Source organism: Chryseobacterium sp. FR048, assembly GCF_056844665.1.
The window spans coordinates 99,809-125,967 of sequence record NZ_JBXDSE010000001.1 but is presented as its reverse complement, the minus strand read 5'-3'; the positions used below and the strand labels follow the sequence as shown (position 1 = coordinate 125,967).

Annotated in this window: 20 protein-coding genes; 9 read left to right on the top strand and 11 right to left on the bottom strand. The window is 32.8% G+C overall.

Going from position 1 to position 26,159, the window contains the following annotated elements:
• Positions 1-3,288, bottom strand: coding sequence for a glycosyl hydrolase (locus AC106K_RS00535; protein ID WP_482442821.1), 3,288 nt, complete (start codon positions 3,286-3,288; stop codon positions 1-3).
• A gap of 368 nt (positions 3,289-3,656) precedes the next feature.
• Between AC106K_RS00535 and AC106K_RS00530 the strand changes: the two genes are divergently transcribed.
• The 4 genes from AC106K_RS00530 (at position 3,657) to AC106K_RS00515 (ending at position 8,774) form a co-directional block, all read left to right on the top strand.
• Positions 3,657-4,457 (top strand): hypothetical protein, encoded by an 801-nt coding sequence (locus tag AC106K_RS00530; protein WP_482442820.1) that lies wholly within the window; start codon positions 3,657-3,659, stop codon positions 4,455-4,457.
• Between the two features lie 32 nt (positions 4,458-4,489).
• Positions 4,490-5,908, top strand: a complete 1,419-nt coding sequence (locus AC106K_RS00525; RefSeq protein ID WP_482442819.1) for a restriction endonuclease — start codon at positions 4,490-4,492, stop codon at positions 5,906-5,908.
• A 75-nt stretch (positions 5,909-5,983) separates the two neighbouring features.
• A complete protein-coding gene (locus AC106K_RS00520) occupies positions 5,984-7,630 on the top strand; it encodes an ATP-dependent nuclease (protein ID WP_482442818.1) in 1,647 nt (548 codons plus the stop codon).
• A complete protein-coding gene (locus tag AC106K_RS00515) occupies positions 7,620-8,774 on the top strand; it encodes a UvrD-helicase domain-containing protein (RefSeq protein WP_482442817.1) in 1,155 nt (384 codons plus the stop codon). The genes AC106K_RS00520 and AC106K_RS00515 overlap by 11 nt, the downstream gene beginning before the upstream one ends.
• A 47-nt stretch (positions 8,775-8,821) precedes the next feature.
• Here AC106K_RS00515 and AC106K_RS00510 read toward each other — a convergent pair whose 3' ends face one another.
• Together AC106K_RS00510 and dinB are read right to left on the bottom strand one after the other, a co-directional pair.
• Complete coding sequence (locus tag AC106K_RS00510; RefSeq protein WP_482442816.1) at positions 8,822-11,896, bottom strand: DNA polymerase III subunit alpha; 3,075 nt, start codon at positions 11,894-11,896, stop codon at positions 8,822-8,824.
• Positions 11,897-11,908: 12 nt separating this feature from the next.
• A complete protein-coding gene (dinB, locus tag AC106K_RS00505) occupies positions 11,909-13,051 on the bottom strand; it encodes a DNA polymerase IV (protein ID WP_482442814.1) in 1,143 nt (380 codons plus the stop codon).
• 61 nt (positions 13,052-13,112) lie between these two features.
• Here dinB and AC106K_RS00500 point away from each other — a divergent pair, with 61 nt between their 5' ends.
• From AC106K_RS00500 to AC106K_RS00490, 3 genes are all read left to right on the top strand, one after another.
• Positions 13,113-13,898, top strand: coding sequence for an XRE family transcriptional regulator (locus tag AC106K_RS00500; protein WP_482442812.1), 786 nt, complete (start codon positions 13,113-13,115; stop codon positions 13,896-13,898).
• A gap of 96 nt (positions 13,899-13,994) precedes the next feature.
• The gene (locus AC106K_RS00495; RefSeq protein WP_482442810.1) at positions 13,995-14,606 is read left to right on the top strand and encodes an alpha-ketoglutarate-dependent dioxygenase AlkB family protein; all 612 of its coding nucleotides are present in this window, start codon (positions 13,995-13,997) and stop codon (positions 14,604-14,606) included.
• A gap of 11 nt (positions 14,607-14,617) precedes the next feature.
• Positions 14,618-17,899 (top strand): SMEK domain-containing protein, encoded by a 3,282-nt coding sequence (locus tag AC106K_RS00490; RefSeq protein WP_482442808.1) that lies wholly within the window; start codon positions 14,618-14,620, stop codon positions 17,897-17,899.
• Positions 17,900-18,076: 177 nt separating this feature from the next.
• Here AC106K_RS00490 and AC106K_RS00485 read toward each other — a convergent pair whose 3' ends face one another.
• The 4 genes from AC106K_RS00485 to AC106K_RS00470 all read right to left on the bottom strand — a co-directional run bounded on the left by AC106K_RS00485 (position 18,077) and on the right by AC106K_RS00470 (position 21,422).
• Entirely contained in the window at positions 18,077-18,340 is a 264-nt protein-coding gene (locus AC106K_RS00485) for a hypothetical protein (protein WP_482442807.1), read from the bottom strand.
• A 68-nt stretch (positions 18,341-18,408) separates the two neighbouring features.
• Complete coding sequence (locus AC106K_RS00480; RefSeq protein WP_482442805.1) at positions 18,409-19,383, bottom strand: hypothetical protein; 975 nt, start codon at positions 19,381-19,383, stop codon at positions 18,409-18,411.
• 86 nt (positions 19,384-19,469) lie between these two features.
• Positions 19,470-20,432, bottom strand: coding sequence for a hypothetical protein (locus AC106K_RS00475; protein ID WP_482442803.1), 963 nt, complete (start codon positions 20,430-20,432; stop codon positions 19,470-19,472).
• Between the two features lie 144 nt (positions 20,433-20,576).
• Positions 20,577-21,422 carry a restriction endonuclease gene (locus AC106K_RS00470; RefSeq protein ID WP_482442801.1) on the bottom strand — a complete coding sequence of 282 codons (846 nt, stop codon included), beginning with the start codon at positions 21,420-21,422 and terminating at the stop codon, positions 20,577-20,579.
• Between the two features lie 29 nt (positions 21,423-21,451).
• On the opposite strand from AC106K_RS00470, the gene AC106K_RS00465 reads away from it, so the two are divergent.
• Positions 21,452-22,756 carry an exodeoxyribonuclease VII large subunit gene (locus tag AC106K_RS00465; protein WP_482442799.1) on the top strand — a complete coding sequence of 435 codons (1,305 nt, stop codon included), beginning with the start codon at positions 21,452-21,454 and terminating at the stop codon, positions 22,754-22,756.
• A gap of 30 nt (positions 22,757-22,786) precedes the next feature.
• Here the strand turns inward: AC106K_RS00465 and AC106K_RS00460 are convergent, their stop codons facing one another.
• The 4 genes from AC106K_RS00460 to AC106K_RS00445 all read right to left on the bottom strand — a co-directional run bounded on the left by AC106K_RS00460 (position 22,787) and on the right by AC106K_RS00445 (position 24,809).
• Positions 22,787-22,990 carry a hypothetical protein gene (locus AC106K_RS00460; protein WP_482442798.1) on the bottom strand — a complete coding sequence of 68 codons (204 nt, stop codon included), beginning with the start codon at positions 22,988-22,990 and terminating at the stop codon, positions 22,787-22,789.
• A 74-nt stretch (positions 22,991-23,064) separates the two neighbouring features.
• A complete protein-coding gene (locus tag AC106K_RS00455; RefSeq protein ID WP_482442797.1) occupies positions 23,065-23,607 on the bottom strand; it encodes a hypothetical protein in 543 nt (180 codons plus the stop codon).
• Positions 23,604-24,197 (bottom strand): hypothetical protein, encoded by a 594-nt coding sequence (locus tag AC106K_RS00450; protein WP_482442795.1) that lies wholly within the window; start codon positions 24,195-24,197, stop codon positions 23,604-23,606. Before AC106K_RS00450 ends, AC106K_RS00455 begins: the two co-directional genes overlap by 4 nt.
• A gap of 21 nt (positions 24,198-24,218) precedes the next feature.
• Complete coding sequence (locus tag AC106K_RS00445; protein WP_482403417.1) at positions 24,219-24,809, bottom strand: hypothetical protein; 591 nt, start codon at positions 24,807-24,809, stop codon at positions 24,219-24,221.
• A gap of 209 nt (positions 24,810-25,018) precedes the next feature.
• On the opposite strand from AC106K_RS00445, the gene AC106K_RS00440 reads away from it, so the two are divergent.
• On the top strand, positions 25,019-26,131 hold the full coding sequence (locus AC106K_RS00440; protein ID WP_482442794.1) for a DUF3945 domain-containing protein: 1,113 nt from the start codon (positions 25,019-25,021) through the stop codon (positions 26,129-26,131).
• The last annotated feature ends 28 nt before the right edge of the window (positions 26,132-26,159 follow it).

Sequence of the window (26,159 nt, the reverse complement as noted above, 5' to 3'; positions counted from 1 at the left end):
CTATTTTTCCTGAATTAGTAATTTTACAGAAGTCAGTCCTGATGGAGTTAATTTATCCTCTGCAGTTATAACTTCAGGATAGGAGTAAGTTACGCGCTCTTTCTCCGGAATTTTAGCATCATAGATCATTCTGTTCATCAGTGAGTTTGTAATTCTGATTTCAATATGATTTTTTCCATTTCTTAGCAAATCTGAAATCTCTATTCTCCAAGGTGAACACCATACATTTCCTGCAACTTTCCCATTAATAAAAATCTGTGCAGCAGCACCTGAAGTACCCAATTCCAGAAATACCTTTTTGCTTTTAGATTTATAGATAAATGTTTTATCATAAACTGCTGTTCCAGAGTAATATTTTATTTTAAAATCGTCGAAGCTTGTCCAGTCTTTTAACTCATTAAATTTCACCTTTCCCGCTCCGCCTTTGCTTTTGTCGAATAATACATTCCACGAATTTTTTAGCAAATCAGGCTGAAATTCACTTAGTTTTTCTGTAGGTTTTTGAGGCAATACCTCTGAGATATCACTTATGATAATGAATAATGATTCTTTCGGTGCTAAAGTGATATTAATGGAAGCAGATTGACCTGTTTTTTTTATTACAGGAACAGAAAATCGTTCACCGTTTGCAGGATTCCATACTTGCACATATTTTCCTTTTGCAGAAAACGTGAAAACATTTTGCTCTTCCATATCTTTATGATTGTCTATGAAGAATAGATCAGCATCATTAAACTTTCTATGGCTAAAGTAAATTTTAGAAGATTTAGTATCAGATTTTTCTAAGGACAGATCAGCCTTGATATCTGCTTTTTCCAAAGTAGATTTTAAATTACCTCCCCAATAGACAGAACCTTTTCCATATTTTTTAGAACCAATCACTGAAGGATTTTGACCCCATAACTTATCGGTCAATTGTTGATACTCATCTTCTTTTCCTATATCTGCTGCTGAACCTGATTTTAAAGGTTTTGGACCATAGACATTTCCTCCTTTATAAACAATGTCAGCTATTTTTCTTAAAGCGGTAAGCGTAATGTCTCCGTTTCTTGGAAGAACCATCATTTTATAAGCAACTCCATCAGGTAAAATTATCTTTCCATCCTTTCCATTCATTCTTGTTAAAAGAGCATCGGTTGAGAATGCGTCAAAATCAAATCCTCCGGGAATGTCCGGTAAGCGATTGGTTAGGATTTTCACGGGAGCATTTTCTCCGAGATAAACGCAAATATCTGCAACATATTTACCAATTCTCATAAGATAGGCACTTCGGGATTGAAAATCCCAAAAAGGTTTGCTGTAGTCCCACCAAGTATTATTCCTGTTGATTGCATATTGTCGGCCTCCGCCAGTACTTCCCGGGAATTTATCTAACCAGGGTTGGTATGCGGATGCACAGATTACAAATTCATTAATACCAAAAGCATAGGCATAATCTGCAAGAGATTTTAATTCTGCCAAAGACGTTGAATATTTTGCGTCTGTGTAAGCTTCAGCTGAAGCAATAGGTTTTCCATACAGATGGGCTGCTGACGAACTTTCTTTGATGTCATAATTTCCATCCGGATGGATCACCCAAAATTCACCCTGTGGTTTTTCGACTTTACTTTTTGCCTGAATTGGATCTCCGACGATACACAATGCATTTCCGATAGCCTGTGCTGTAAAAACAAGTCCCCTTTGTCTGGCTAGCTTATCGAAGGTTCCATAGTAGTTGTCTGAAATCATATCAGCAATGTTTCTTCTGACATCAAATAGAAATCCATCTGACTTTTTCACGTCATCAACGACATAACCAACCATAGATGGTAGGAGCAAGGTAGGATCGTATCCTCTTCTTGTTTTAAACTCTTCGATAAATGTATCTGTCCAATTTTGAGCACCAGCTTCGTGACTGTCCATTGCAATTCCCGAAAGATTATTATTTCCCGATGCTTTCAAAGAATCTGCAATAACGGCAACATAATTATTCCAATGCAAAGTTGCGGCTTCAGCAGATAATTTATCACATTCCTTTCCGATAAGATTTGAGCGTCCGTGTTTGGTGTTTGCACCCGTAGGTTCGTATGCAAATCTCATGATGAGCCAAGCACCTTTAGGAGCATTCCAATTTAAAACCCCGTTTAAATCTAATTTATCAGTTATATTGAAAATGTCTTTTGAACGGATTACTTCATCAGTTTTAAATTCGGGCGTTCTGTCCTTTTCAATATATTCAGAAAACAAACCTGCTTTTTCTTCATATTGATCGACCATTGCACTTGAATTCAAGACGATGGAGTTTAAGAGTAGTTCCTGATTCTTTTCAGATTCTTCCCACCAGTTGTGTAAATTCAACCTGTAATATTTAGCTTTTACAACATTAAAAGAAACTGTTTTTTGTCTCCAGCTTTCATGTGCTTTATAGATTGGTTTTAAATCACATACTTTCTGAAAGTGGATTCCGTCATTTGAAAATTCCAGCTGTCCAAAATCAGGTAAAACTCTGTATCCTGTACCAGTAAAGATATCTGATGGTGGAGCAGGAATATTGGTGGCACTGGTCGTTGCTTTTCCTCTCGGTTGTATTTTGTAGGTGATGCTTCTGGCTTCAAAATTTTCTGGAAACTCAATGTCTATGTAATATCCAGAGTTATTTCTTGGAATCCTAATCGAAGCACCCGAATAAGGATCAAAAAGTTTTGGTATATCTAATCCCTTGATATTGGAGGTGATTTTTACATTTTCTGTGAAAGAAGTTTTGCCCGCTCCTCTGTAAGCTGGAATAGCAAGAACAGCAACATCCTTGTAAAAATTAAATTTGTTTTTAGGTTCAGGAAGTTTTCCGCTAAATTTTTTACCACCATTGATTAAAAGTTCAGTAGCGGTAAGGCGTTTCATTCCTGTTTCGTTAGTAATCCAAGGTCCTCCTGCGACATAGCCGTTGGAAATGTGAAGTTCAAAGTTTAATCCCAAACGTTTCGCTTCTGATGAGGCAAACTTCAGCATTTCCCACCATTCTTTTGAAAATCCCTTTAATGCGTTTTCTGCTTTGCCGTGGCTCTGGTCATAGTAAACAACACCTCCGACGCCTTGTTTTTTGAATGCAGTTAAGTCTGCCGTAATTCCTTCTTTTGTAGTTTCTGTCTCACCGTGAAACCACCATACTTTTGTTCTAGTACTATCTTGTAGATTTAGGAATCCATATTTAGCTTTTTCAAAATCAGACTTTTGCTGACCAGAAACTATTGTAAATGCGTGTAAAAAGAGAGATGTAAATATGAAAGCTTTAATAGTATGGAATGGCATATAACGATTTTAGGATATTCTCAAATATAGTAATACACAGATATCTGTCTATCTTGTAGAGTCCTGCTGTTTTTTAGGCTCAACAACTTAATTTATTTGTTCAGGATTTTATCAGGACTTAATATTAAATAATGCGATTATGGTTTACCATAATTTATCTTGAAATCCTTATTATATATTTGATTATCTATTATGAATATAATAATTTATTGTCCAATATTTTTAGTATTTTTATTTTAACAGAATTCATAATAATGTAATTTATATACTGAAATCGTAGACATAATAAAATGAAAGGTACTTCGGTGTTTTTGACTATTACATTGTTAATATTTTTTTAGATAAAACTTGATTGTAATATAGAGGTAATGAAAAGTAAGAGTGTTTCGAAAAAGTTTTTCCCAGATTTTTTTCTGAAAGAATGGGAAAAAGAAGACGGGGTTAATTTTGCTATAGCATTAGCAAGAGTAAGTGGCTGGTTACTGCATATAGATTGGTGGACTCCCTTTCAAGGTGCTCCAGAAAGCATGATGAAATCACTGCGGGTTTATGTAGGAACAGATAACGATGATGTCTTTGATTTTACAGGTAAAAAACCAGCAGAAGAATTCAGTGAAAATATTATATCTCCGATTGTGCAGAAAAGAGGGGGTGCTTTTTATGGTGGTGTTCAAACTAAATATTATAGTGAGGATCAAATTTGGAAGTTACCTTTAAGAATAAAACCTAATGAAGAAAAGATTCTAAGAGCTGAAGAACTTATTTTAAAAAGTACTGTATTTTTAAAAATGCTTCCCAAAAGATTAAATCCCTCAGTACCCGCATACTTAGCTGCAAGCTTTTCATTTGGTCATTGTGCAGTTTTGGCTCAAGCGTTAGAAGATGTAAAGAATATCAGGGCAATTGCGATAGTTGCAGAGAAATATTCATCAAAATATGCACTTTCAAAATTAGGATATTGTCACAGCGTTAACATTCATGCTGATGGGCAGTTTGAAGATTCTTTCGGTAAACAACCTTTAGAAAATATTTTGGCTCGGTTTGGTATTGAAAAATATAATCTTGATAAAAATATGCATGCAGATATTCATGCAAATCTGAAAAAAAATTCTCCTGTAAAATACGAGGAAGTTTACGCCCGCGCATTAGAGTTGATAAGACTTTCTTAAATAACAAAAACTTATAGTATAAAAAAAATGATATGCAGATAGTTAGTGAACGGGAAATCACGGAAGAACTGGATATTTCTAAGGATAAGATTCCTGCATTTAATGGAAGGAATTATCCCATTGAATACCTGAACTCAAGAGAATTTGAGCTGATGTGTTACTTTATTTTTAAAAGTGATATTGATTTAGGAATAAATACGAATAAGTATAATACAGTTCGTTTGATGAAAGGCACAAGCGATCGAGGCAGGGATTTACTTTTACAATTTGACGATCAAAATGTTGGTGTTATCCAATGCAAACGTTACGATAGCTTATTGACAAAGCCAGGAATTGCCAGAGAAATTATTAAGTTCGTTCTTCATGCAATTCAAGACAAGACGCTGATCACCGATCAAACAAATTTTGTGTATTATTTTGTTGCTATGAAAGGATTTAACGAGCGTGCTACACAATTTCTGAGTAATTTTAATAAGGAAGCAATTGACAGTACCTACCTTCAAAACTGGACTTTGGAGGTAATTTCTGATAATGTTTCCTTTAAAAATATGAATTATGAAAATGTTCTCCCGCAACTTACTTCTATTTTAAGTCAAATTAAGATAGAGCCAATTCAAGGCGTTGATCTTGATTTAAAACTTAAAAATAACAAGCATATTGTATCGATGTTTTTCGATGTTGAGAAAGTTGCCAGTGAAAAAATGCTTAGGGATGTTTTTGAGGAGTTCACGGGATTTAAAAGTGATGAAGACCTAGAGAAAATAAGACAAAAACTAAAAAATATACCAAAAGAGAACAGATTATATTTTGGATTATTTGATTTATATGGATATGATGAAGGATTTTATAAAAAACTTTTAAATGGTAAAAGTTTAATGTACCAAATTGCAGAATTAAAATCAGAACTAAGCCGAAATTTTCTTGATTATCTCCAAGATTCAATATCAAAAAATATTTTCGTCTTTATTAGTGGAATGTCTGACATTTCAGCCTTTACCAAATCTTTAATGCAACCTTATTTGTTTAACAAATACGCATTAGAATTTAATATTGCTGAATCAGGGATGTTAGCTTCAAAGATAAAAGAAGAAGTAAAAAAAGACTCCTTAATTTATAAGTACCAAACTCTAGAAGAACATAAAAACTATGGATTGGAAGTTGGTCAAAAAGTTTTGAATAACGATTTTTCCTCTTTTGTTGGTGATCAAAAATTATTAGAATTGAAAATTAATATTGCCAGATTTACATACGGTACATACGCGAATGTTGATGAAATGGAAAAGAGATTTTACAGCGATATGAAAATTTTAAAACCAATTTTGAATATGGTAGAAGATGAAATTAAGAAGATAATGCCTACAAATCCAACGTTAATTATAGGAAATGGAGGACTTGGAGATTCAGAAAAAGATTTGGTTAATTTATTTGCTAAACTCAAAAGATTTGAATAACGATATATATTGTTGCTTTTATCGAATAATAGTACTCTCATTAAAAATAAGATTCACTAATAACCAAACTTAATTATGCATATCAGTAAAGTAATTATTTCAAACTTCAAGTCATATAGAGAACCTTTCCATCTTGAATTGAATAAAGGTCTGAATATTTTAGTTGGTAACAATGAAACCGGAAAATCTACAATATTGGAGGCTATCCATCTGGCTCTTTCCGGTCTATCCAACGGGAGATATTTCATTAATGATCTTTCAGAATATTATTTTAATTTTGATGCGGTGCAGGAATATCTTACAAGTTTAAGTACTTCATCACCGCTGCCTCCACCAGAAATCAATATAGAAATATTTATTGCAGGAGAAGACCTTCCTTTTTTTGAAGGGGATGGAAACAGCACCAAAAAAAATGAGTGTGGAATATGTTTTAAAATTGGATTAGCGGATAAATACCGCTCTGAATACAATGAATATGTAGCTCAAGGAAACATATCCGCACTTCCTATTGAATTTTACGAAGTCAATTGGACTTCATGTGCGAGAGAATCCATAACTCCAAGAAAAATTCCTGTAAAATCTGCTTTAATTGACTCTAGTTCAACCCGCTATAAGAATGGTTCTGATGTTTATATTTCTCATATTGTACGAAACCATCTGGAAGATAAAGATAAAAATGGATTAACGCAGGCTCATCGTAGACTGCAGACAGAATTTATCAATGATCTATCCGTGAAAAAGGTAAATGACATCATCAGTTCGTTGGCTGTTGACAGTTCAACTGATAAGCGTCTAAAGTTAACAATCGATCTTTCATCCAAGGATGCCTGGGAATCAAGTTTTCTTACATCTGTTGAAGATATACCGTTTCAGCATATTGGAAAGGGGGAGCAGGCAGTTATAAAAACAAAATTGGCATTAGAGCATAAAAAGTCCCGAGAGGCCAATATCATACTCATTGAGGAACCGGAAAATCATTTATCACATTCAAAACTAAATCAGTTAATTAAAGATATTCATGAAAAGTGTATAGATAAACAAATTCTTATATCAACACACAGCAGTTTTGTTGCCAATAAGCTTGGATTGGAAAAGCTCATCATTATTGAAAATAAAATTCCGCTCAGGCTCAATAATCTTTCAGAAAAAACTCATGAATTTTTTGAAAAGCTTCCAGGATATGATACCCTTAGATTGATATTGTGCAAAAAAGCAATACTTGTTGAAGGTGACTGTGATGAGCTTTTGATTCAGCGAGCTTATATGGATAATAATAACGGCAGATTACCTATTGAGGATCAAATCGATGTTATATCCGTGGGTACAAGCTTTCTGAGATTTTTACAGATTGCTACCAGAATTAACAAACCTGTTTGTGTTGTCACTGATACAGATGGTAATTTAGAGGCTTTAAAAGCTAAGTATAAAGACTATATAGATAGCAATGCGAAAGACTTTATAAAAATTTGTTTTGATGATATTATAGATTCAGGAGAATTAACTATCAGTCAAGGAAAGCCTTTTAATTATAATACTTTAGAACCCAAATTTTTAAAAGCAAACGGGGTAAAGGCAGTCAACCGAATTTTAGGATTAAATAAGAACTTAGATGAATTACATTTACACATGCGAAGCTATAAGACGGCTTGTGCATTAAAAATTTTTGAAACAAAAGAGAAGCTAAAATTTCCAAAATATATTCTTGATGCGATTGGAAAATAAGTTAATCATTTCCGTTGCAGGATCCGGTAAAACAACCTATTTAGTTCGGCAGGCGCTGAACATTCAAGATCCTGTTTTAATAACTACTTACACAGAGGCTAACGAAAAGGAGATTCGCAAGAAATTTTACGAAATCAACGGGAGTATTCCGGCGAATGTAACTATTCAAACCTGGTTTTCTTTTTTAATACAGCATGGCGCAAAACCATATCAAGGTTCAGTCTATGATGGAAAAATAAATGGTTTACTTTTGGTAAACGAAGCCTCAGGCATTCAGTTCGTTAATAAATTAGGAGTTGCTATTCCATTTGCGGAAGAAAAAAATTTCTATAAACATTATTTTTCACCCAATGGAAAGATATATTCGGATAAACTTTCAAAATTTGTTATCCGCTGTAACAAACAATCGAATGGCATGGTGATTCGAAGGCTCTCTAAGATTTTTAAATATGTATTCGTAGATGAAGTTCAAGATCTTGCAGGTAATGACCTTGAGCTTCTCAAATTGATCTTTAAAACTGAGATAAAAACTATTTTGGTGGGTGATCCAAGGCAAGTTACTTATCTAACACATAACGAACGTAAGAATAATAAATACAAGGATGGAAATATTAAGCAGTTTATTATAGATACTTGCGCTAAGTACTGTACCATTGATGAAACAACTCTGCATTTTTCTCATAGAAACAATGCAGAAATCTGTAGTTTTTCTTCTCGATTATTTCCTGATTTGGAAAAAAGTGAACCCTGTCAATGTCCAGAATGCAGAAATTTCATTAATAATCATTCAGGAGTTTTTGTAATTAATAGTACTATTGTTGAAAAATACAGATTGCTTTATCAACCTGTTGTATTAAGACATCAATTGGCAGTTCCGCCTGAATGGAATTTTGGTAATTGTAAAGGCTTAGGATTTGATAGAGTCTTAATTTATCCCACAAAACCAATAATAGAATATTTAAAGACAGGTATTCTAAAAAAAAACATAAAAAATAAGACTACAGGCAAAATTGTAGAAAAAGATACATTGGATATAGCTAAATTTTATGTAGCCTTAACTAGAGCAAGATATAGTGTCGCTATTGTTTATGATTATACTGAAGAGGATTTTATTGAGGGAGTAAATAAATTTTGGCTTGAATAATTCTTATTTCCATAAATTCTAACGCAGCTTTTTAATTAAAAAATATTTTATCCAGACTTATATCTGGATAGTTTAATTTCGTTTTTTTTAGGGTATGGTTCTCTAAACGTTAGACTTACGTCTTCCTTAAGTTTCTTTGCAACTTCTTGAGCCTTTTCTTCATCCATAGAATATCTGGGATCTGCTATGAGTGGCATCTTTGCCATTTTCGTAATAGTAATAGTTGGAAAATGATAATCTACTTCAACAGTTCCCAATAAAAGATAAATACCACCTTCTTTAAAAGGAAACTGTTTAAGACTATCAGGAAAGTGAGCGGTATCAAAATATTGTCCTTCAGCATCAATCCAAGTTCCAAAATACATATCATCTTTTTTATCAGGATGGTTTCTCATTTTAATAGGAACGTGCTTTCGGGAAATAAGATAAGCTAACATTTTTACCTGTTTCTTATGATACTTTAAAAGGTCTTTTACCAAAACATGACCTCTGTATTTTGTTTTCAGTAAATCAAAAATAGAATATGAGACAGTAAATCCTAATATTTCAATTTCGTCAAAAGCATCTTCAAACGGATTTCTTTCGATCATAGGTAACTCATAATCCTTTTGAGGTTCCTCAAACAAGGAAATGATTTTCGTTTTATATTGATTCTTGGATAAAAGAAATCTCGCTTCAATTAATAACTCGTGTTTCTGTTTCCCGGTAAATCCGAAAGCACCTACAAAAATTAAAATCTGTAAAGTTTCAATACCGATATTTACTCTTTTGACGAAATCTTCCAGTGATCTGTAATCACCATTTTCTTTTCTTTCTTCAGGAATAAATAATTTAACGGTTGCCTCCAATCTTTCGATATGCATTAATCCTAAATAAACATCTGTTCCATATACTGTCGTATTGAATTCGCTGAGGTTAACACAGGGATTGTGGATCACAGCACCTGACATTTTAGCTTCGTGAATATAGACTTCCGTTCTGTAAAATCCTCCACCATTGTTAATTGCCGAAACCATAAATTCAATAGGATAGTAGACTTTTAGATATAAGCTTTGATAGCTTTCTACAGCATAAGATGCCGAATGCGCTTTACAAAATGAATAGCCAGCAAAGGATTCTATTTGTCGGTAAACTTCCTGAGATAGTTGAGCAGGATGCCCTTTTTTCTTACAGGATTCAAAAAAGTCATTTTGAACTTTTTGTAACGCAGAAAGAGACCGACTTTTACCACTCATGGCTCTTCGGAGAACATCACCATTAGCAGCTGAAATACCTCCAAAGTGCATGGCAATTTTGATAACATCTTCTTGATATACCATTATGCCATAGGTTTCCCCCAATTCTTTTTCAAAAACTTCATGAAAGTATTCAAACTGTCCGGGATGATTGTGTCTAAAGATATACTCTCTCATCATGCCACTTTGTGCTACTCCTGGACGGATAATCGATGATGCTGCAACCAATACTTTATAATTGTCACATTTGAGCCTTCTGAGTAGGCCTCTCATGGCAGGAGATTCAATATAAAAACAGCCGATGGTTTTACCGATACTGAGATACTCATTGCATAGCTTTTCATTTTTTGAAATTCCGGTATCTTCAATATCCACAGTTATTCCCCTTTTTTCCTCAATCAAATTGACTGTGTCTTTAATCGTTCCCAATCCTCTCTGTGATAGAATATCAAATTTTTCAAGTCCAATATCTTCGGCTGTGTACATATCGAATTGCACGATTGGAAACTCTTTTGGAGGAAACTCCAAAGCCGAGTAATTTGTAATCGGTTCTTCAGAAATCAGAATTCCACAGGAGTGCATACTTCTTTGATTGGGAAATCCTATCATTAACTGCTCATATTTATAAATCTCCTGAACCACAGAATTCTGATCATGTAGTTCTTTAGGCTTTTTGGAAAGCTGGTCCAGCTCATCTTTAGGAAGTCCAAATACTTTTCCGAGTTCTCTAAATCTTGATCTTTTTTTAAATTCGACATTGGTTCCGCAAAAAGCAACATGATCTTTTCCGTATTTTTTAAAGATATATTCTAAGATTGTATCACGGTTCTTCCAACTCCAGTCGATGTCGAAGTCGGGTGGTGTCTTACGATTCAAATTTAGAAACCGCTCAAAATATAGATCCAGCTCTAAGGGACATATATCAGAAATTCCTAAGCAATAAGCAATAATGCTGTTGGCTCCACTTCCTCTTCCGACATGCATAAAGCCCATGCTTTTGCTGTATTGAATAATATCCCAGGTAATTAAAAAATAGCCGCAGAAGTTTAACTGGTCAATCACCGTTAATTCTTTTTTAACCCTTTCAATAGCCTGGCTGTTATTACCCGGATATCTTTGAGCCAAACCTTCGTAAGCTAGTCGGGATAATAGTTTAAAATCATTTTCCTTGCCATCGGTATAATGCTTTTTATTCTTTGGTGTTTTAAACTCAAAATCAAAACTGCATTCATTGACAATGAATTTGGTATTTTCAATGATCTGAGGATAATTTTTATATTGCTCCAATAGACTTTTTTTGCCAATAAATGCCTCATTAGCCTGACAGTAGTCATCTTCTGTTAGTTTGGTTATCAGGGTATTTCCTGCAATAGCTCTCAACACTTTGTGAAGCTTGTACTCCTGATTGGTACTGAAGGTAACAGGGTGTAAAATAACCATTTTATGAATCCACTTTTTCCATTCAGGTTTTATCAAAAGATTTAATTCATTAGTCCGAACTCCTATGAATTCGTTTTCCGCTAACTTTTCAGGAATACGGTGTAATGCATAAATGATAAAATTATAATCAAGCTTAGGATTGAATTTCGGAATTTCAATACCTTCACAATTGTAATCTGTCAACAGTTTATTAACTTCTGCAATCCCCATTGAATTCTTTGCCAGACAAACATAATAGGGAGTATGGTCAACCCTGACATCGACTCCTACAATAGGTTTGATACCTTTTTCTCTGCATAATTTATAAAACTCATAAATTCCTGTCACTGTATTGATATCGGTTAGTGCCAGAGCTTTTAATTGATAGTGAGCAGCCTGCAAAACCAAATCCGGGACAGAAATGGTTCCGTAACGTAAGCTATGGTAAGTATGACAGTTGAGAAACATGATCATAAGATATTAAAGCATTAAACCTGAGGCTCTACACACACTGGAAACTCCGAACCTGTTTTTGATCTTATCCATTGCCTGATACAGTGAGATCTGTTCTTCAGTATCCTCAAAAAGGCTCATCTGGTGGCATCCATGAACAAGATTGGTAAATTTAACCCCAACCATTCTTATCCTGATCCTTCTTGTATAAAGCTTATTAAACAACTCAAGTACATATTTAAGAAGCGTATGATCTGCAGAAGTATGGGAGATGCGACATTGTTTTGTTTCCGTGTCAAAATTGGAGTAACGAATCTTTACAGCAACAGTAGAGGTGAGCCATTTTTCTTCCCGCAACTGGTAACAAAGTTTTTCTACCATTCCGGAAAGAATACTTCTTATGGCAAACACATCGATGGTATCTTGTGAAAAGGTATCTTCAGTGGAAATGGATTTTCTTTCTGAATATTGCATGACCGGGGTTTCATCGATACCATTGGCTTTTTTCCAAAGAACATTCCCATTTTTACCAATCAGCTGTTGTAAAATATCAGGGGGAGTTTGAGACAGGGTTTGGATTGTTCGTACCCCAAGTCTCGACAACAGCTGGAAAGTTTCACTTCCTACCATAGGAATCTTTTTGATAGATAAAGGATTGAGAAAAGGCTGGACTTCAGATTCTTTGACTTCAAGTCTTCCTACAGGTTTAGCTTCTCCAGTTCCTATTTTAGCAACTGTCTTATTGGTTGACAATGCAAAACTAATAGGAAGTCCTGTATGGTCTGTCACTGCTCGCGCTACTTCCTGTGTCCACTTATAGCATCCAAAAAACTTATCCATTCCAGACAGGTCAAGATAGAATTCATCGATGCTTGCTTTTTCCATTACAGGAACCTTATCTCTGATCACCTCGGTGACAAGCTCAGACATTTTGAGATACAAATCCATATCACCTTTGATGACCATTGCTTCCGGGCATAGGCGGAGAGCCATTTTTATCGGCATTGCAGAACGTACACCAAATAACCTTGTTTCGTAAGAACAGGATGCTACTACACCACGGTCACCGCCTCCAATGATAATAGGTTTTCCGAGTAGCTCAGTGTTCTTTTTCCGTTCGCAGGAAACAAAAAAAGTATCCAGATCCATATGTACAATTGCTCTTTCCATGTTACAAAATTAGTTACGTTATGAAACGAAATTTGTATTTTTGTTGTTACAAATTGTAACAATGTCATTTTTTTCAGATAACATCGTGTTTTTAAGAGGCAAAAAAAATAAGACCCAGCAGGAGCTGGCGGACTTGTTAATTCTTACCCGTTCCAGGTATGTAGCCTATGAGTATGGAAGAACAGAACCTCCTATTGAAGTTCTGATAAGAATATCCAATTATTACAAGATCAGTATTGATCTTTTGGTAACGGTTGATATCCGAAAGTTTCCGTTAGAGAAAATGGTCAATCTGCCGGGGAATAAAATTATTCTCCCTGTTGTTGTGGATTCGGAGGGTAACAATTTTATTGAAATCGTCCCTCAAAAAGCATCCATGGGATATCTAAGCGGTTATAGTGATCCTGAGTATATGGAGAGTCTTCAGAAAATGCAACTCCCATTTTTAAAGAATGGTAAGTTTAGAGGATTTCTTGCAGATGGAGATTCTATGCCTCCTTTTGCAGATCAATCGATTATTATCGGTGAGTATGTTGAAAGGACTGAGGATCTGAAAGCTCATAAAGAGTATATTTTTGTCACTACGGAGGGGATCACCTATAAAACTTTTGTAAAGGCAAGTTCAAGAGCGATTACTGTTGCTGCAGACAATATATTTTATGAACCTTATGATATTGCTTTACAGGATATTGTTGAAATATGGCGTTATGTAAGAGGAATTCTGCCACAGGATTACAAACCCAATTATTTACCTGATGATGAAAGCTTGAAAAGGTTGGTTAATGAGGCTAAGCGCAGTATCAGTAATCTGGAAAATAAGCTTCTTAATTTGAAAAATAAGGTATAAAAACTTCCCCGAAGGGAAGTAAAAACACAAATGATGAAAAAAAATCCCGAATAATCGGGATGTCATAAAGATAATGATTTTAGAGATAATAATACAATGGGGCAATTGAGTTTATTTGATGCTGAAGAATTATATGAGTTTCCAAAAGATCTTTTGGAATATAAAGAGCATTTTTTGAGCAGGGAAGAGGCGGATCTGCTCAAAGAATTGCTGCTGAAGAATACACCTTGGGAGCAGAGGACTCAGAAAATGTATGACAAAACGGTTTTAACACCACGGCTCACTGCTTGGTATGGCGATGATCATTCTTATGATTTGGATGGAAATGTTTCAGGAGCCCATTCATGGACACCAGAACTACTGTCCTTAAAAGAAAGAATCGAGCAGGAGTTTGGATATCGTTTCAATGGGGTTTTGCTCAACCTTTACCGCAATAATAATGATTCGGTTGCCTGGCATAGGGATAAAGAAAGCCGATATGGAAAGCGTCCTGTTATTGCCTCAATAAGCCTGGGGCAAACAAGAAACTTTGATTTCAGAAAAAAAGATCACCATTCAAGCAAATACAGTCTACCTCTTCCTCACGGATCATTACTCATTATGAAAGGAGACTTACAAGAGAACTGGGAGCATCGTATTGCTAAATCAAATGTACATATGAAAGAAAGGATTAACCTGACATTCCGTTTATTATATAATAAAGATTAACAAAGAATCTTATGTCAAAAAAAAGAATTGAAATTACTGAGATCATTATTTTTTTAACAAGATGGATGGCTGAAATAGAGTTGTCAAATGCACTAACCTACTATGATGTAAATAAAGTTTCGGAAGGGACGATTATGAAACTATTGAATTTAGTTTTTGATTACAAACTATTGAATCTAAACGAAATAAAAGTGAATTTTCCTGGAATTGATCTTGGAGATAAAGAAAAGGGAATTGCTATTCAAGTTACATCACAAAGGACTGCAAAAAAAATTAAAGATAGTCTTGATAAATTTTACGAAAATGATCTTGATAAAATTTACCTAAATGGTCTTAAAGTTTTTATTTTCAGTTTGTCAGCCAAAAAAGCATATAAATTTGAAGGTTATGATCATTTATTTAACCGAAATGAAGATATTATCACTTTTAGCGATTTAATAAAAGAAATTGAAAAAATTTATGACCATGATTTTTCAAAATTTACTATAATTTATGATCTATTAAATAAGGAATTTGGTGATCAGGGTAGGGTTACTTTAAAATATGTATTGGTCTTTTCTGAGATTTCTTCGAAATTAGATTTTTACAGTACGACCTTTAAGAAAATGTATGAGGCTGATTTCGTTGGTTTTTTTCCAAGTTCTTGCCATTTTAATAACAATAAAATCAATGCTGTTGATTTTATAAATGGAAATTTAGTTGCAGAAAAAATTGTTATCGTAGGTAAATCTGGTTTAGGAAAATCAATGTTATCTAAGGGGTTTGGATTGAAAATATTGGATAGAGGGGGTGTACCATTATTTTTTGAAGCAAAATATTTTGATGATAATATTGAGTCTTTGATATACAATGACATTAAAATATTAGGCTATGAGAACGTAGATTTATTTTTACAAGATTGCAGAAGAATAAATAAAAAAATATTTCTAATAGTTGATGGATTAAATGAATGTGATGATATTAAGAAAGCCAAATTAATTGTACAGCTGATAGAAATATACAAACAACACGGTGTCAATTTGATAATTAGTACTCAGAAATACGATGCCGCTTTAGATGATATAGGAGCTTCTGTTCTTTCAATTGATATTCCTACACTAGAAACAAAAATCGCCATTGCTGAAAATAATGGTGCAGTCAATGAAAGTGTAGAATCTATGCTGATTACCGCTGAAACAAATTATGAAGCAGCTATGATTGGCTCTCTAAACCTACAAATACTAGAAAATACAGGACGATTTAATCTCCTTGAACTTTATGTAAGAAAAAAGCTCAATAACAATATTGATTGCTTACCATTCTTATCAACATTAGCAGCATTTTTATCTGAAAATATATCATTTGTGATTTCTCAGCGCCAAATCGAAGATATTCTTTTAAAGATTGGAGCGGATAAAAATATCTTGCAGAAATGTTTAAAATCCGGTTTGCTAAAACAAAGCCTTAATCAATTCAGTTTTTCTCACGAGATTTTTCTTAATTTCTTTGTAGCTGAAAGTGTAAGTCGATTTTCAAAAAATTCAGGCGATTTCATTTATCAACTCACTTTACCTAAGAATGATCCTATACAAATTCTGATATTAGGAGGTCTGGAAAACAGGATTATGTTTAAAGATGTATTTGACTCAATAACAAGTTCGAAATTGATTGTTGATATTGTTATGGGAGAATGCGGTGTTTTGGCAAAGGAGTGGGGAGAATCTAAGCTAGAATACGTCATGTTAAAAATGGAAAAGGAGTGCAAGAATATTAAGTTTACTTTTTCAAATGATGAGTATAGTCCAATTAATGTGGTTCCTGAATCGCTTCTTGAATGGACATCTCAAGAACAGGCTTTTGCGTTAGCGATACCTGAATTTATTAGTAAGGGGCTATTGCTAAATGAATTTTTCAAGGTCGTTGGATTGATGGATCAAACGATTACTAATCCCGGGAATCTGTTTTCTGAGAATGAAAAGAAATTTACATTTGGTGATTATTTTAAAATCTTTTCGCTCTGCTATTCTGGTTTCTCAAATGATCCAAAGCCACGCCCTATCATCAATCATTTATTTATTAATTTTCGTTCAGGTATTTTCTCTTTTTATAATAAAAACAGAATTTCAAGCGAGGATATAGCTGAACTAATAAAAGGAGGAAATATAAGTAATGGTCAGCTTTATTTATTGCTTTTCCTATGTAGGTTGGATGATACATTAAAATTATTATTTCCTAAAATAATCGAAGCTATAAAAAATTGGAAGCGATGTCCTTCTCTTCTGACATCAGAAATTATATATGTGGCTCCTTTTTGTTATAGCAATAATGAAGAAAGATTAGAAATCATTGAACATCTTCAAACGGTTCATCGTAATACTATGAACGCGTTTACATCAACAATGTTATTTGATGCATTATCCGAACTTGGAGCATTAAATGATGATGAAGAAGCTTACGAAGAAACGGTAATTGTTCAACTACAGAATATTATTCCTAAAATAAACGATGAAGAATCTTGTAAAGAAGCATATCATCTTTATTACTGCCAGTTTGATCATCCTTATTCAAATGCTTTTTTCTTAGCGATTTCAAAACTATCAGAAAGTGAGACTGAAGTTTTTTATAAAATGTGTCTAAAAGGAATGAATCCTGATCTATTTTCTGTATGTCTATTAATAGATTCTGAAAAAATATTAAAAGAAAAATGTTGTCATTTTTTAGCTAGATTCTTTAATCACCCAATCTCCAAATCTACTGTTCCTTATGATGCTCTTAAATCTTGTCTTTTGGCATACATAATCCTCGGAATTTATAATTTTCCATTATTTAAAATAGAATCTACTGAAATCAATGAGGAAGATAATGTAATTCATTTGTGTGGTCAAGTATTTTACTGGCTCAATAGAAGCGATTTGGAAATAGAAGAAAGAAAGCAAAACTGTGAACAATTGGTAGACCTGTTATTTGATGAAAAGCAAATATTTGTAATTGATGCACTTTCGGAAGTACATCACGCGTTAATTGATTATTCAATTAATGAACGTTTTCCAAACGATAGCCTAGTAACTATATATGAACAGTATAAAAATAAAATACTACCCATAGTAAGAGATTTTCTCTCTAACATAATAAAACAAAAGAACATATTTAGTTTTAGTAGAAAAGATGATACAATGAAACAAGCAATTTCATTAATAGAAAGGTTCGGAAATAGTAATGATGTCAACTTACTATTTGAGCTCTCTATGCATCATAATTATGGTGTTGCAGCAGTAAAAGCAATTAAAAAACTTTCAATAAATAATCTTAGATGATAATTGATAAAGTTCAGATCATTTTAAACGGCTATAGTTGGAGAATTAGAGTAATTAAGAGAATGGAAGCTACAGAGCTTGTAAAAATTAATCAGAGCAAAATCTTTGATTAATTTTTTTGTGACAAAATTTATGGAATGTTAATTACAACATTCCATATAATAAAAAGTCAGTGTTTTACACCTCTTTCATGTACTTCTTTCCACAGTGATGAAAGATTTTATTAATTTCACTGTCAATCTCATCTGAAAAGTCTTGAAGCCTATCAAGACCTATTCTTCCATTTTCTTGGTGGTATACAATAATTGAGTTTTTAAGATGATCAATATTGTTTTGTGAAAGAAAATCTTTATGTTTTTCGTTTAATTCTTCAATTTTAGTATCAATACATTTTATGATTTTTTCACCTTCATCACTAAACATTTCTTCTGACTTGCTCATAATTTCTATAATATAAAGTGTAAAGATGTGAATTTATAGGCTTACAAGCAAGTTAAATTAATGTTAACTCAATTTCCTTTTTCCTGATCCTGCTCTTCAAATCTGTTATAAATTTTATCAACATCAACATAATATATTTCTTCATAAGGAGTACCCTGATATAAAAACCTACAAAAAATATGTGGTTGTAGATGGAATTCATCACCATCAATATCATAGCTGACAATATCAGAATAATTAATTCTTCCAATCTTATAGACTATATATTTGTCATCCGATACTTCATCATGTTCTGCAAATCTCCATTTACCGTTGGGAAGGCTAACAATCTCAAGTATTTGGTCAATAAATTCTAATCCTTTATGATATTCTTGGTACATGCCTGCATTATACCAATCGTAATTTCCAAATTCATTAGGCTTATTAATCGAGGGATATCCTTCACCATTGAACTTTCTGATTAACATTTTTGACTTTCTTTTTCTTTTATCCATGGAATAGCTTAGCCAATCTTTAAAATCATTTTTTATCTGTTTCTTCAAATCCTGATTTCGTAAAAAATTCTGCTCCTCATGGTCGATTTTGATTATAAACTTAGGATAATATTGATGCAGTATGATCTCATGCTTTAATATAAGATCCTGAATGGTATTCCAGCCCCAAAATATGATTTCGAAATGACAGTTGTACTCTTGCTTTATATCTTCACATAATTCATCAAAATCAGGATGATTTTCGAAAGTAGTTACAATGAAAAGCTTATTAAATTTGATCTTGAGATCACTGCTCATTATTTTTTTTACATCCTTTTCGATATCATCAAATAGTTCCTTTTTCAAAAGAGAATGTTTTCTTGACAAGTCTTTCTTTTTACATTGGATAGCGATATCATGTTCAACAGAAAAAATATCAATGCCTTTTTGATTATGACCTTGTTTACCAAATTTTTTAAAAGTATCTGTATTGTATTTTACATTGAATAAATCACATATCAAATCTTCAAAGTCTATAGCATTTTCAACGGGTGGGATTTGAAATTTCATATTTTAATTAAATTTTGAACCACTACAGAAGTAGTCTATTGATTGATTAGTTTTTTTATCTATAAAAGTAGTATTTAATTTTTAGTTCATCGTTCTACAGCTATATAGTCCCGCTCTTCTCCAAATTTTCCACCTTTCATAACTCCTTGATTATATAATAAAGAAATCGGATCACAGAAAGCATATAAGATTACAGAATGATAATCCATATTAACAAGATCATTGTTTTGAGGAAAGGAGTGATAAAGAATCTTATTGTATTGAGGTTGTAGATGTTTTATTAAAGCTTTTTCAGCATCTAATGAAACCGTTTTATCACTAGGAAGTTGATAATTTAGGATAAAGTCAGCCATTTCCTCCGGCGTGGCTTCATTACCCCAGCTAACAATACTGTTATTATCACAAATTCTCAAGAGCAGAACCATAATCTCATTTGATGGAATATTACCAAAACTGAAGGGAGTCTCATTGATTAATATTTCCTGAAAAGTTGAATGATTTGACAATCTTTTGCAAATATTCTGTTCAGTAGATTTGCCTACATAATGTATCTTGAAATTAAGCATATCACGATAGTCATCGGAAAATTTAGCGATAAGATCACCTTTCCAATGATGATAAAAAAGTTTATCAGGTGAAAACCAAACTGCTAATTCACTTTTTTGTGTTGAGGGATCTTTTTCTATGATAGAAAATGCCTGCATTCCATCAAAAGGATATTCTAGTTTTTTTTCTAAAGTATTTCTTCTATCATGTACTCGAAGTTGTATCTCTTTTTTAAAATCTAGCCTAAAGCCATCTTGGTCAAGCGGAAGCTCACAGTTAATGATCTGATCATTATCTTTCTGACGAATTTCAAATTTTAAGATACGATTTTTAGAGAAAGATAATCGGTGGAATGTCATCTCTTTTCTTTGCACTATAATATATAAATGACTATCATCAACACTTTCAAAGAACTTTTTGCTACGTGTTAATAACCCTAAATGATAAGAACTAATTGGAGAATATCCCAATTCGATATCGTTGTATAAGATTCCTGTATGCATATTTAATTTTAGAAGTTTTCATTGGATTTTTTAATAATACCAATTGATAAAACTTTAATGCCAGAAAAAAAGGAAGATCATGTAAATTTCACCCATAAGTATTGGCTTAAAATTACGTATAATCTTTTGATTAAGGCTCTTTCTTTACCCCTCCTTTTTTACAATCATTCCATAATCAGTAATTAAAAAAGTCTGTCGTTCAAAAATAGATTTCATAATCAGCCACACATGATCAACCAGAGAGAATGTTCGTTTATGATTTTCATTTATAACGGTTAATAATCCAGTATAGCTTATATTTTTGATCTTAAATGAGCTTTCCTCAAGATATAAAGTATGATCTAGATGGTCATAGCGTTTTGTAACAGATTGAAATGGAATTTGTTGATGAAGATATTTTTTAAAAATCATGATGGTATCAAACAATCTCTTTTTTTGACCATTTAAGTCCTCAATAAACACCTGATATTGTTTTCTTTCCAATAATACTATTTCTCTACCATCTGTAGTTTGAACAATCATTTTTGTTACCTCGGGTCTTCTGAGATGGGTATTTAAAGACAGTTCGATTACTCCCAGTTCCACTTCTTTTTCCATATGAGAATCCTGTTCTCCGATTTCTCTAAGCTCAACAAGTTTAATATTGTAAAAATCGGCGAATTTTTGAGCGTCAGGAGTAAAGCCACTTTTCGATACAATGATACCCTGGCTTAATTGAGCATCGTGCACAATTGCCCAGAGCTTCATTACGATATCTTTATTAATTTTTTTGTTCCAATATTTACATTCTATTGCTGTTCGATAAGTATTGATTCCGTCGGACTCTGAAGTTAAGACATCGATTTGATGAGATACACCTGAACCTCCTTTCACCTTGCAATCATTTCCATGCCCTTCAATATGTATATTATATTCTTGACCTAAGGTCTGGTAAATATATTTTGTGATCGATTCATATTTTTTCCAATCCAGACTATTCTGTTCATTCATCAGTTTGTAATTATTGTTTATCAGTTATTATGTTACTATCCAAATATAATAACTTTGCAGAACAATCAATTTTCAATATGCAGCCTTCTGAACAAACGTATCAAATTTATTCACCTTCATCAGTATTAGGTCTTTTTAGCAATGCTTTAAAATTGAATGCCACCATTAACCTTATTTATTTAAAGGGAAGATATTCGTTTGGTGGAGGTAAAGCATATGGAAGTTACTATTATGATCATCTGTTCTCCGAGTCTGATACTATTTCTATAGGATTGCGTATTTCTGCATTGTTGCGAATGAAAATTCAAAATAATGAAATTTACACGCTTCGGGGGTACATTGAGAAAAGTATGAAGAACTCATCCATTGAGCTTAGATTTGTTGTAGACGAAATTATTCAGCAGGAAGAAAGAGCGATTTCAGAGGAAGAGCTGCAACGGTACGAACTGATTCAAAAGAAACTTGAGAAAGGATCCACTGATTTGGAAACGGTAATAAGAAATAAAATACTTAAAAATGAACCTATTAAGATCGCCAATGTTTACGGAAACAATGCTATTGTACAGCGTGACTTTGCAGAAGGATTAGATGTTTCACAAAAGTATTTTCAAATCTCGGAATATACCTGTAGTATAACCTCTGCCACGTCCATTATTAGCAAGCTTGAAGAGATTTCCCAATTGGATTATGATGTGATTGCAATAGTGAGGGGAGGAGGAGACCGACAGAGTATGGAAACATTTGACAATATCCGTTTATCAGAATTGTTCATTGATCTTGAAACAGTAACAGTTACGGCAATTGGTCATACGGTTGATGAAACCCTTCTTGATAAGCTCGCTGATAAAAGATTTCATCTTCCACATGATTATGGAGCAGGTCTTCATGCGATCGTCGAAAAGCTATCCCATGAGAAATCAAACTCTAGGGCATTGTTGATTGATGAGGTTAAGAAAGATGTCAGCAAACAATTTTCTGAGCAGGTAAAAACCTTATCAGAACAGTTATTAAAAAGGAATGAAGAATTCCAAAAACTTCAGGAATCCTCCACCAAACAACTTCAGGATGTTCATAAAAACTTCACTGATCAGCAAAAGCAACGCCAGGCAGAAATGGAAAACTATAAAAAAGAGATCACCCATCTTCATGAAAAGAATATGCAATCTGCCATCAATGAAAAGACCGCTTCTTTAAAAGCCGGAATGGAATCCTTACAAAGAGAAAACAACAGGCTGCAAACAGAATCAGAGCAAAACAAAAATAATTTTACAAAAGTCATTATTGCTGCTGTAATAGCTCTTATTATTGGTTTTGTGATTGCTAAAATATTTTAAACATTCTTCCAAACTACACTCCGACCTATTTTATATTACTTTTTTATTTTTAAGAATAATTGCTAAATGGAAAAGTGTTTTCGCTTGGTATTGTTTTCGAATTAAACTCAGGCGTTTTTCAATGAGGCTTTCACTCATAATTATTGCATGGTCTTTTTCTATCTGTTCTTTAATTTCAGTTATCCTAAAACCTTTTGATAAATATTGTATTATTATCAAATCTCTTTTCTCCATTTCTTAAGCTTTTATATTTGAAAAAATTAAATTATTTACATTATAAAGAAAATACTATTCGAGCTAATTTTTATTTATATAAGTTCTTCAAATTCTCTATTCTGTCCATTTTGGAAATATTTAATTTCATATTTTCCAGCATTTCCTTTAGTTCCAAAGACAATCGCCATTCCTAATCTATAATTGTAGTGATTGCCTGAATAATTCGTTGTTAAATGTGTAAGCTTAAGCAAATCAAATTCTTTCCTTTTTTTATGATTAGAGTCTTTTTTGATTTCCAATACTGCTAAGTTATAGTCGTTAGATTCCCGGATATGGATTATAATATCTGGATTAATTTTATAATAGTTTTTTCTATTTGGTTTTATACCAATTTTTTCCATTTCAGCTTTTGCTATTTCTAAAGCTTTTCTATCATTTGGTTTATTAATATCTCCATTATACTCAATGTCAACATTAAAATCAGGAAATAATGGTGTTAGAAAATCGGCTAACTGTCGGTTGAATGTTATTTCATTAAGTCCTCGTTGTAATAACTTGAAATCTTTTTCAATAAATTGACCAATAGCAAGATGTATATCCTTTAAAGACTGATGTATATCTAATTCGTTTTTCATACTAGAGTAATTTTTTCTTCATATTGTTTTAACCAGTCCAATAGAACCTTGTGATTGTTATCCCTTAAAGTTTTTAGAAATTTAAAAATTTCCGTGATATATAAATTTAAATTTTTGATATTGAAATCATCATGTAATTTACCATATCCTAAATAGATATTGATATCCTCATCGGGTAAAATATAGTCGTTAGCCGGATCCTTAACAAGTTCGTTTTGTGTCGTTAGAATGATATCATTTTCTAATGCAGAAGGCTTCAGATGTGCAATTCTATTTCGAATTTTAAAAATAGTATCTATAACATCTAAAGGCTTGGAACCCGGATTTAATTGTAAACCAATTTTATCTGAGATCATTTTCCATTTCAATTGAGGAGTGCCTCTATCAAAATGGTTATACGTCCATGTATCTAATATGTTATGACCTAATTCATTAACAATACCTTCCAATACAATACCTAATAAGAGGATGGAGGACATGCAATTTTGTATTTCAACATCTACAAGATTTTTTGCCTTGGCTTCTTTAGCCTGTTCATAATTTTGAATTAACTGATCAAACATCAAAAATGATATAGTTGCTTTTTGCATATATGAATTATTTAATTTTTGTTAATAATCGGTTCTTTTTAGGATATAAAAGGAATATTCTGCTGAAAAAGGGGTATTCAATTTTAAGACCTCTGTTTCAATCAAAATTCCACTTGTAAACTTCTTGAATGATTCTCTAATATTTTGCTTCCAATCATCATTTTTTGAAATATACCGAGTTAAATTTGAAGTTATTCCCCATTTTTTATCGTAGTCTGATTTTTGTTTTTTATCCCAGTCTACGATAATAAGTATGAACAGGTCACTTGATCTAAATTCATACGAATGTTCTATAACTTTCCAATAGCCAACCATATTGCTGTCATCACCAGAAAATTGATATTTAAATTCTATTTTGAAAGGTTCTGAGATCTTGTTCTGATCAATTATCGAAAGATCAACTCTAGTCTTATTAAGCCGTGGATGCTCAGCAAATGCCCTTATATCTAATTTTTCTTTTGAAATAAAGTATTCATTAATTTTCTCCAGAACATAATTTCGAATGAAACTCTCTTGTTTTAAATTGCTGTAGTTATAATTAATTTGTTCCAATCTTGTCTGGAATTCTTTCGACTCTATTATGTTTACAATGATCTCATCGTATTTTTCCATCTTTTTTAAAATCTAAATATACCTAAAAGTACCTATTGTTCTACAGCCCTGAAGAAAAGATTTTATATCATTTCATTGTAAATTTCCTTCAAAATTATTTTATCGGTTGAAATTTAAACGAACAACTTAAGCCAAATAATGCCTCAAATAATGATTCTTATGAACCTGATGACTAAACCACCTAAATTCAGTGGTAGTAATAATAATTTATGGATACAGATCGTAGCTTACAGCAAGCAAACAAAACTAAAGATTCACTACTGGTATTAAACCACAAAAATAATAGTATAGGAATAGTAAATGGTGTTAATCAGTTAGGAGAAATTATTTGTAAAGTTGATAGCCAGAATAATGACAATGCCATTCAACTTGTTGATGACAGTATTGATGACCATTCATTTACAGAGATGTTTAGTCATTTCTATCATCAATTAAAAGACCCTTCAGAATTTTCCTTTTTTAAAGTAACTGAATATGAGGCTCAGCAAACTGCAGTAGACTTACAACAGTATATCAATTCAGCTTCAGCTGAAGAAAAAGAAAAACTCAAAGAATATGAGGTTTCAATCGAAGTGGTAGAATCTTATCGAAGTCAGCAAAAGCAAGATAAACCTTTATCTGCTGATCAAAAACAGCGTTACCTCTATGATATAAAACAGATTGACTGGAACATAATTAATAAGGTTGGCCTTTCTAAGGAAAAACTTGAAAAAGCAGGAGCCATGGAGCCATTATTAAAAGGCTATAAAACCCCTATGCTTTTACCCATTGCTTTTTCACTGGGATCGACAACAAGTCATATGGAAGCTCGTTTATCTCTGGTACCTAATATCACAGGAACTCTTGAAATCCGATTTCACCCCATCCGAAAAGATTATGATTTCAGTAAACCGTTCTACGGTCACCACTTCACAAAGGAAGATCAGTCAAACCTAATGCAAAACGGTAATATGGGAAGAGTAGTGGATCTGATTCATCCTATTACAGGAGAAAAAACATCCTCTTTAATCAGCCGAGACCGACTTACCAATGAATTAATCCCTTTAAGTTTGGAATTTGTCAAAATTCCATTGGTAATAAAAGGCGTTACCCTAAATGCAAAGCAACAACAAACCCTTAAAGAAGGCAAACCTCTCTATATTGAAAATATGCTATCCAATAGAGGGACACTTTTCAATGCAAACGTCCAGTTTAATACTGATTACCAGTATGTAGAATTTTTATTGAGAAAGAATATCCCAAGCCGGAAAGTAAATGATTTAAAAACAGGTCTACAAGAAGAAGTTCCTACAAAATTAAGAGGAGTAAAATTAAAGTCATAGCAGACGGATAAATTTTTAAAAAAAACGA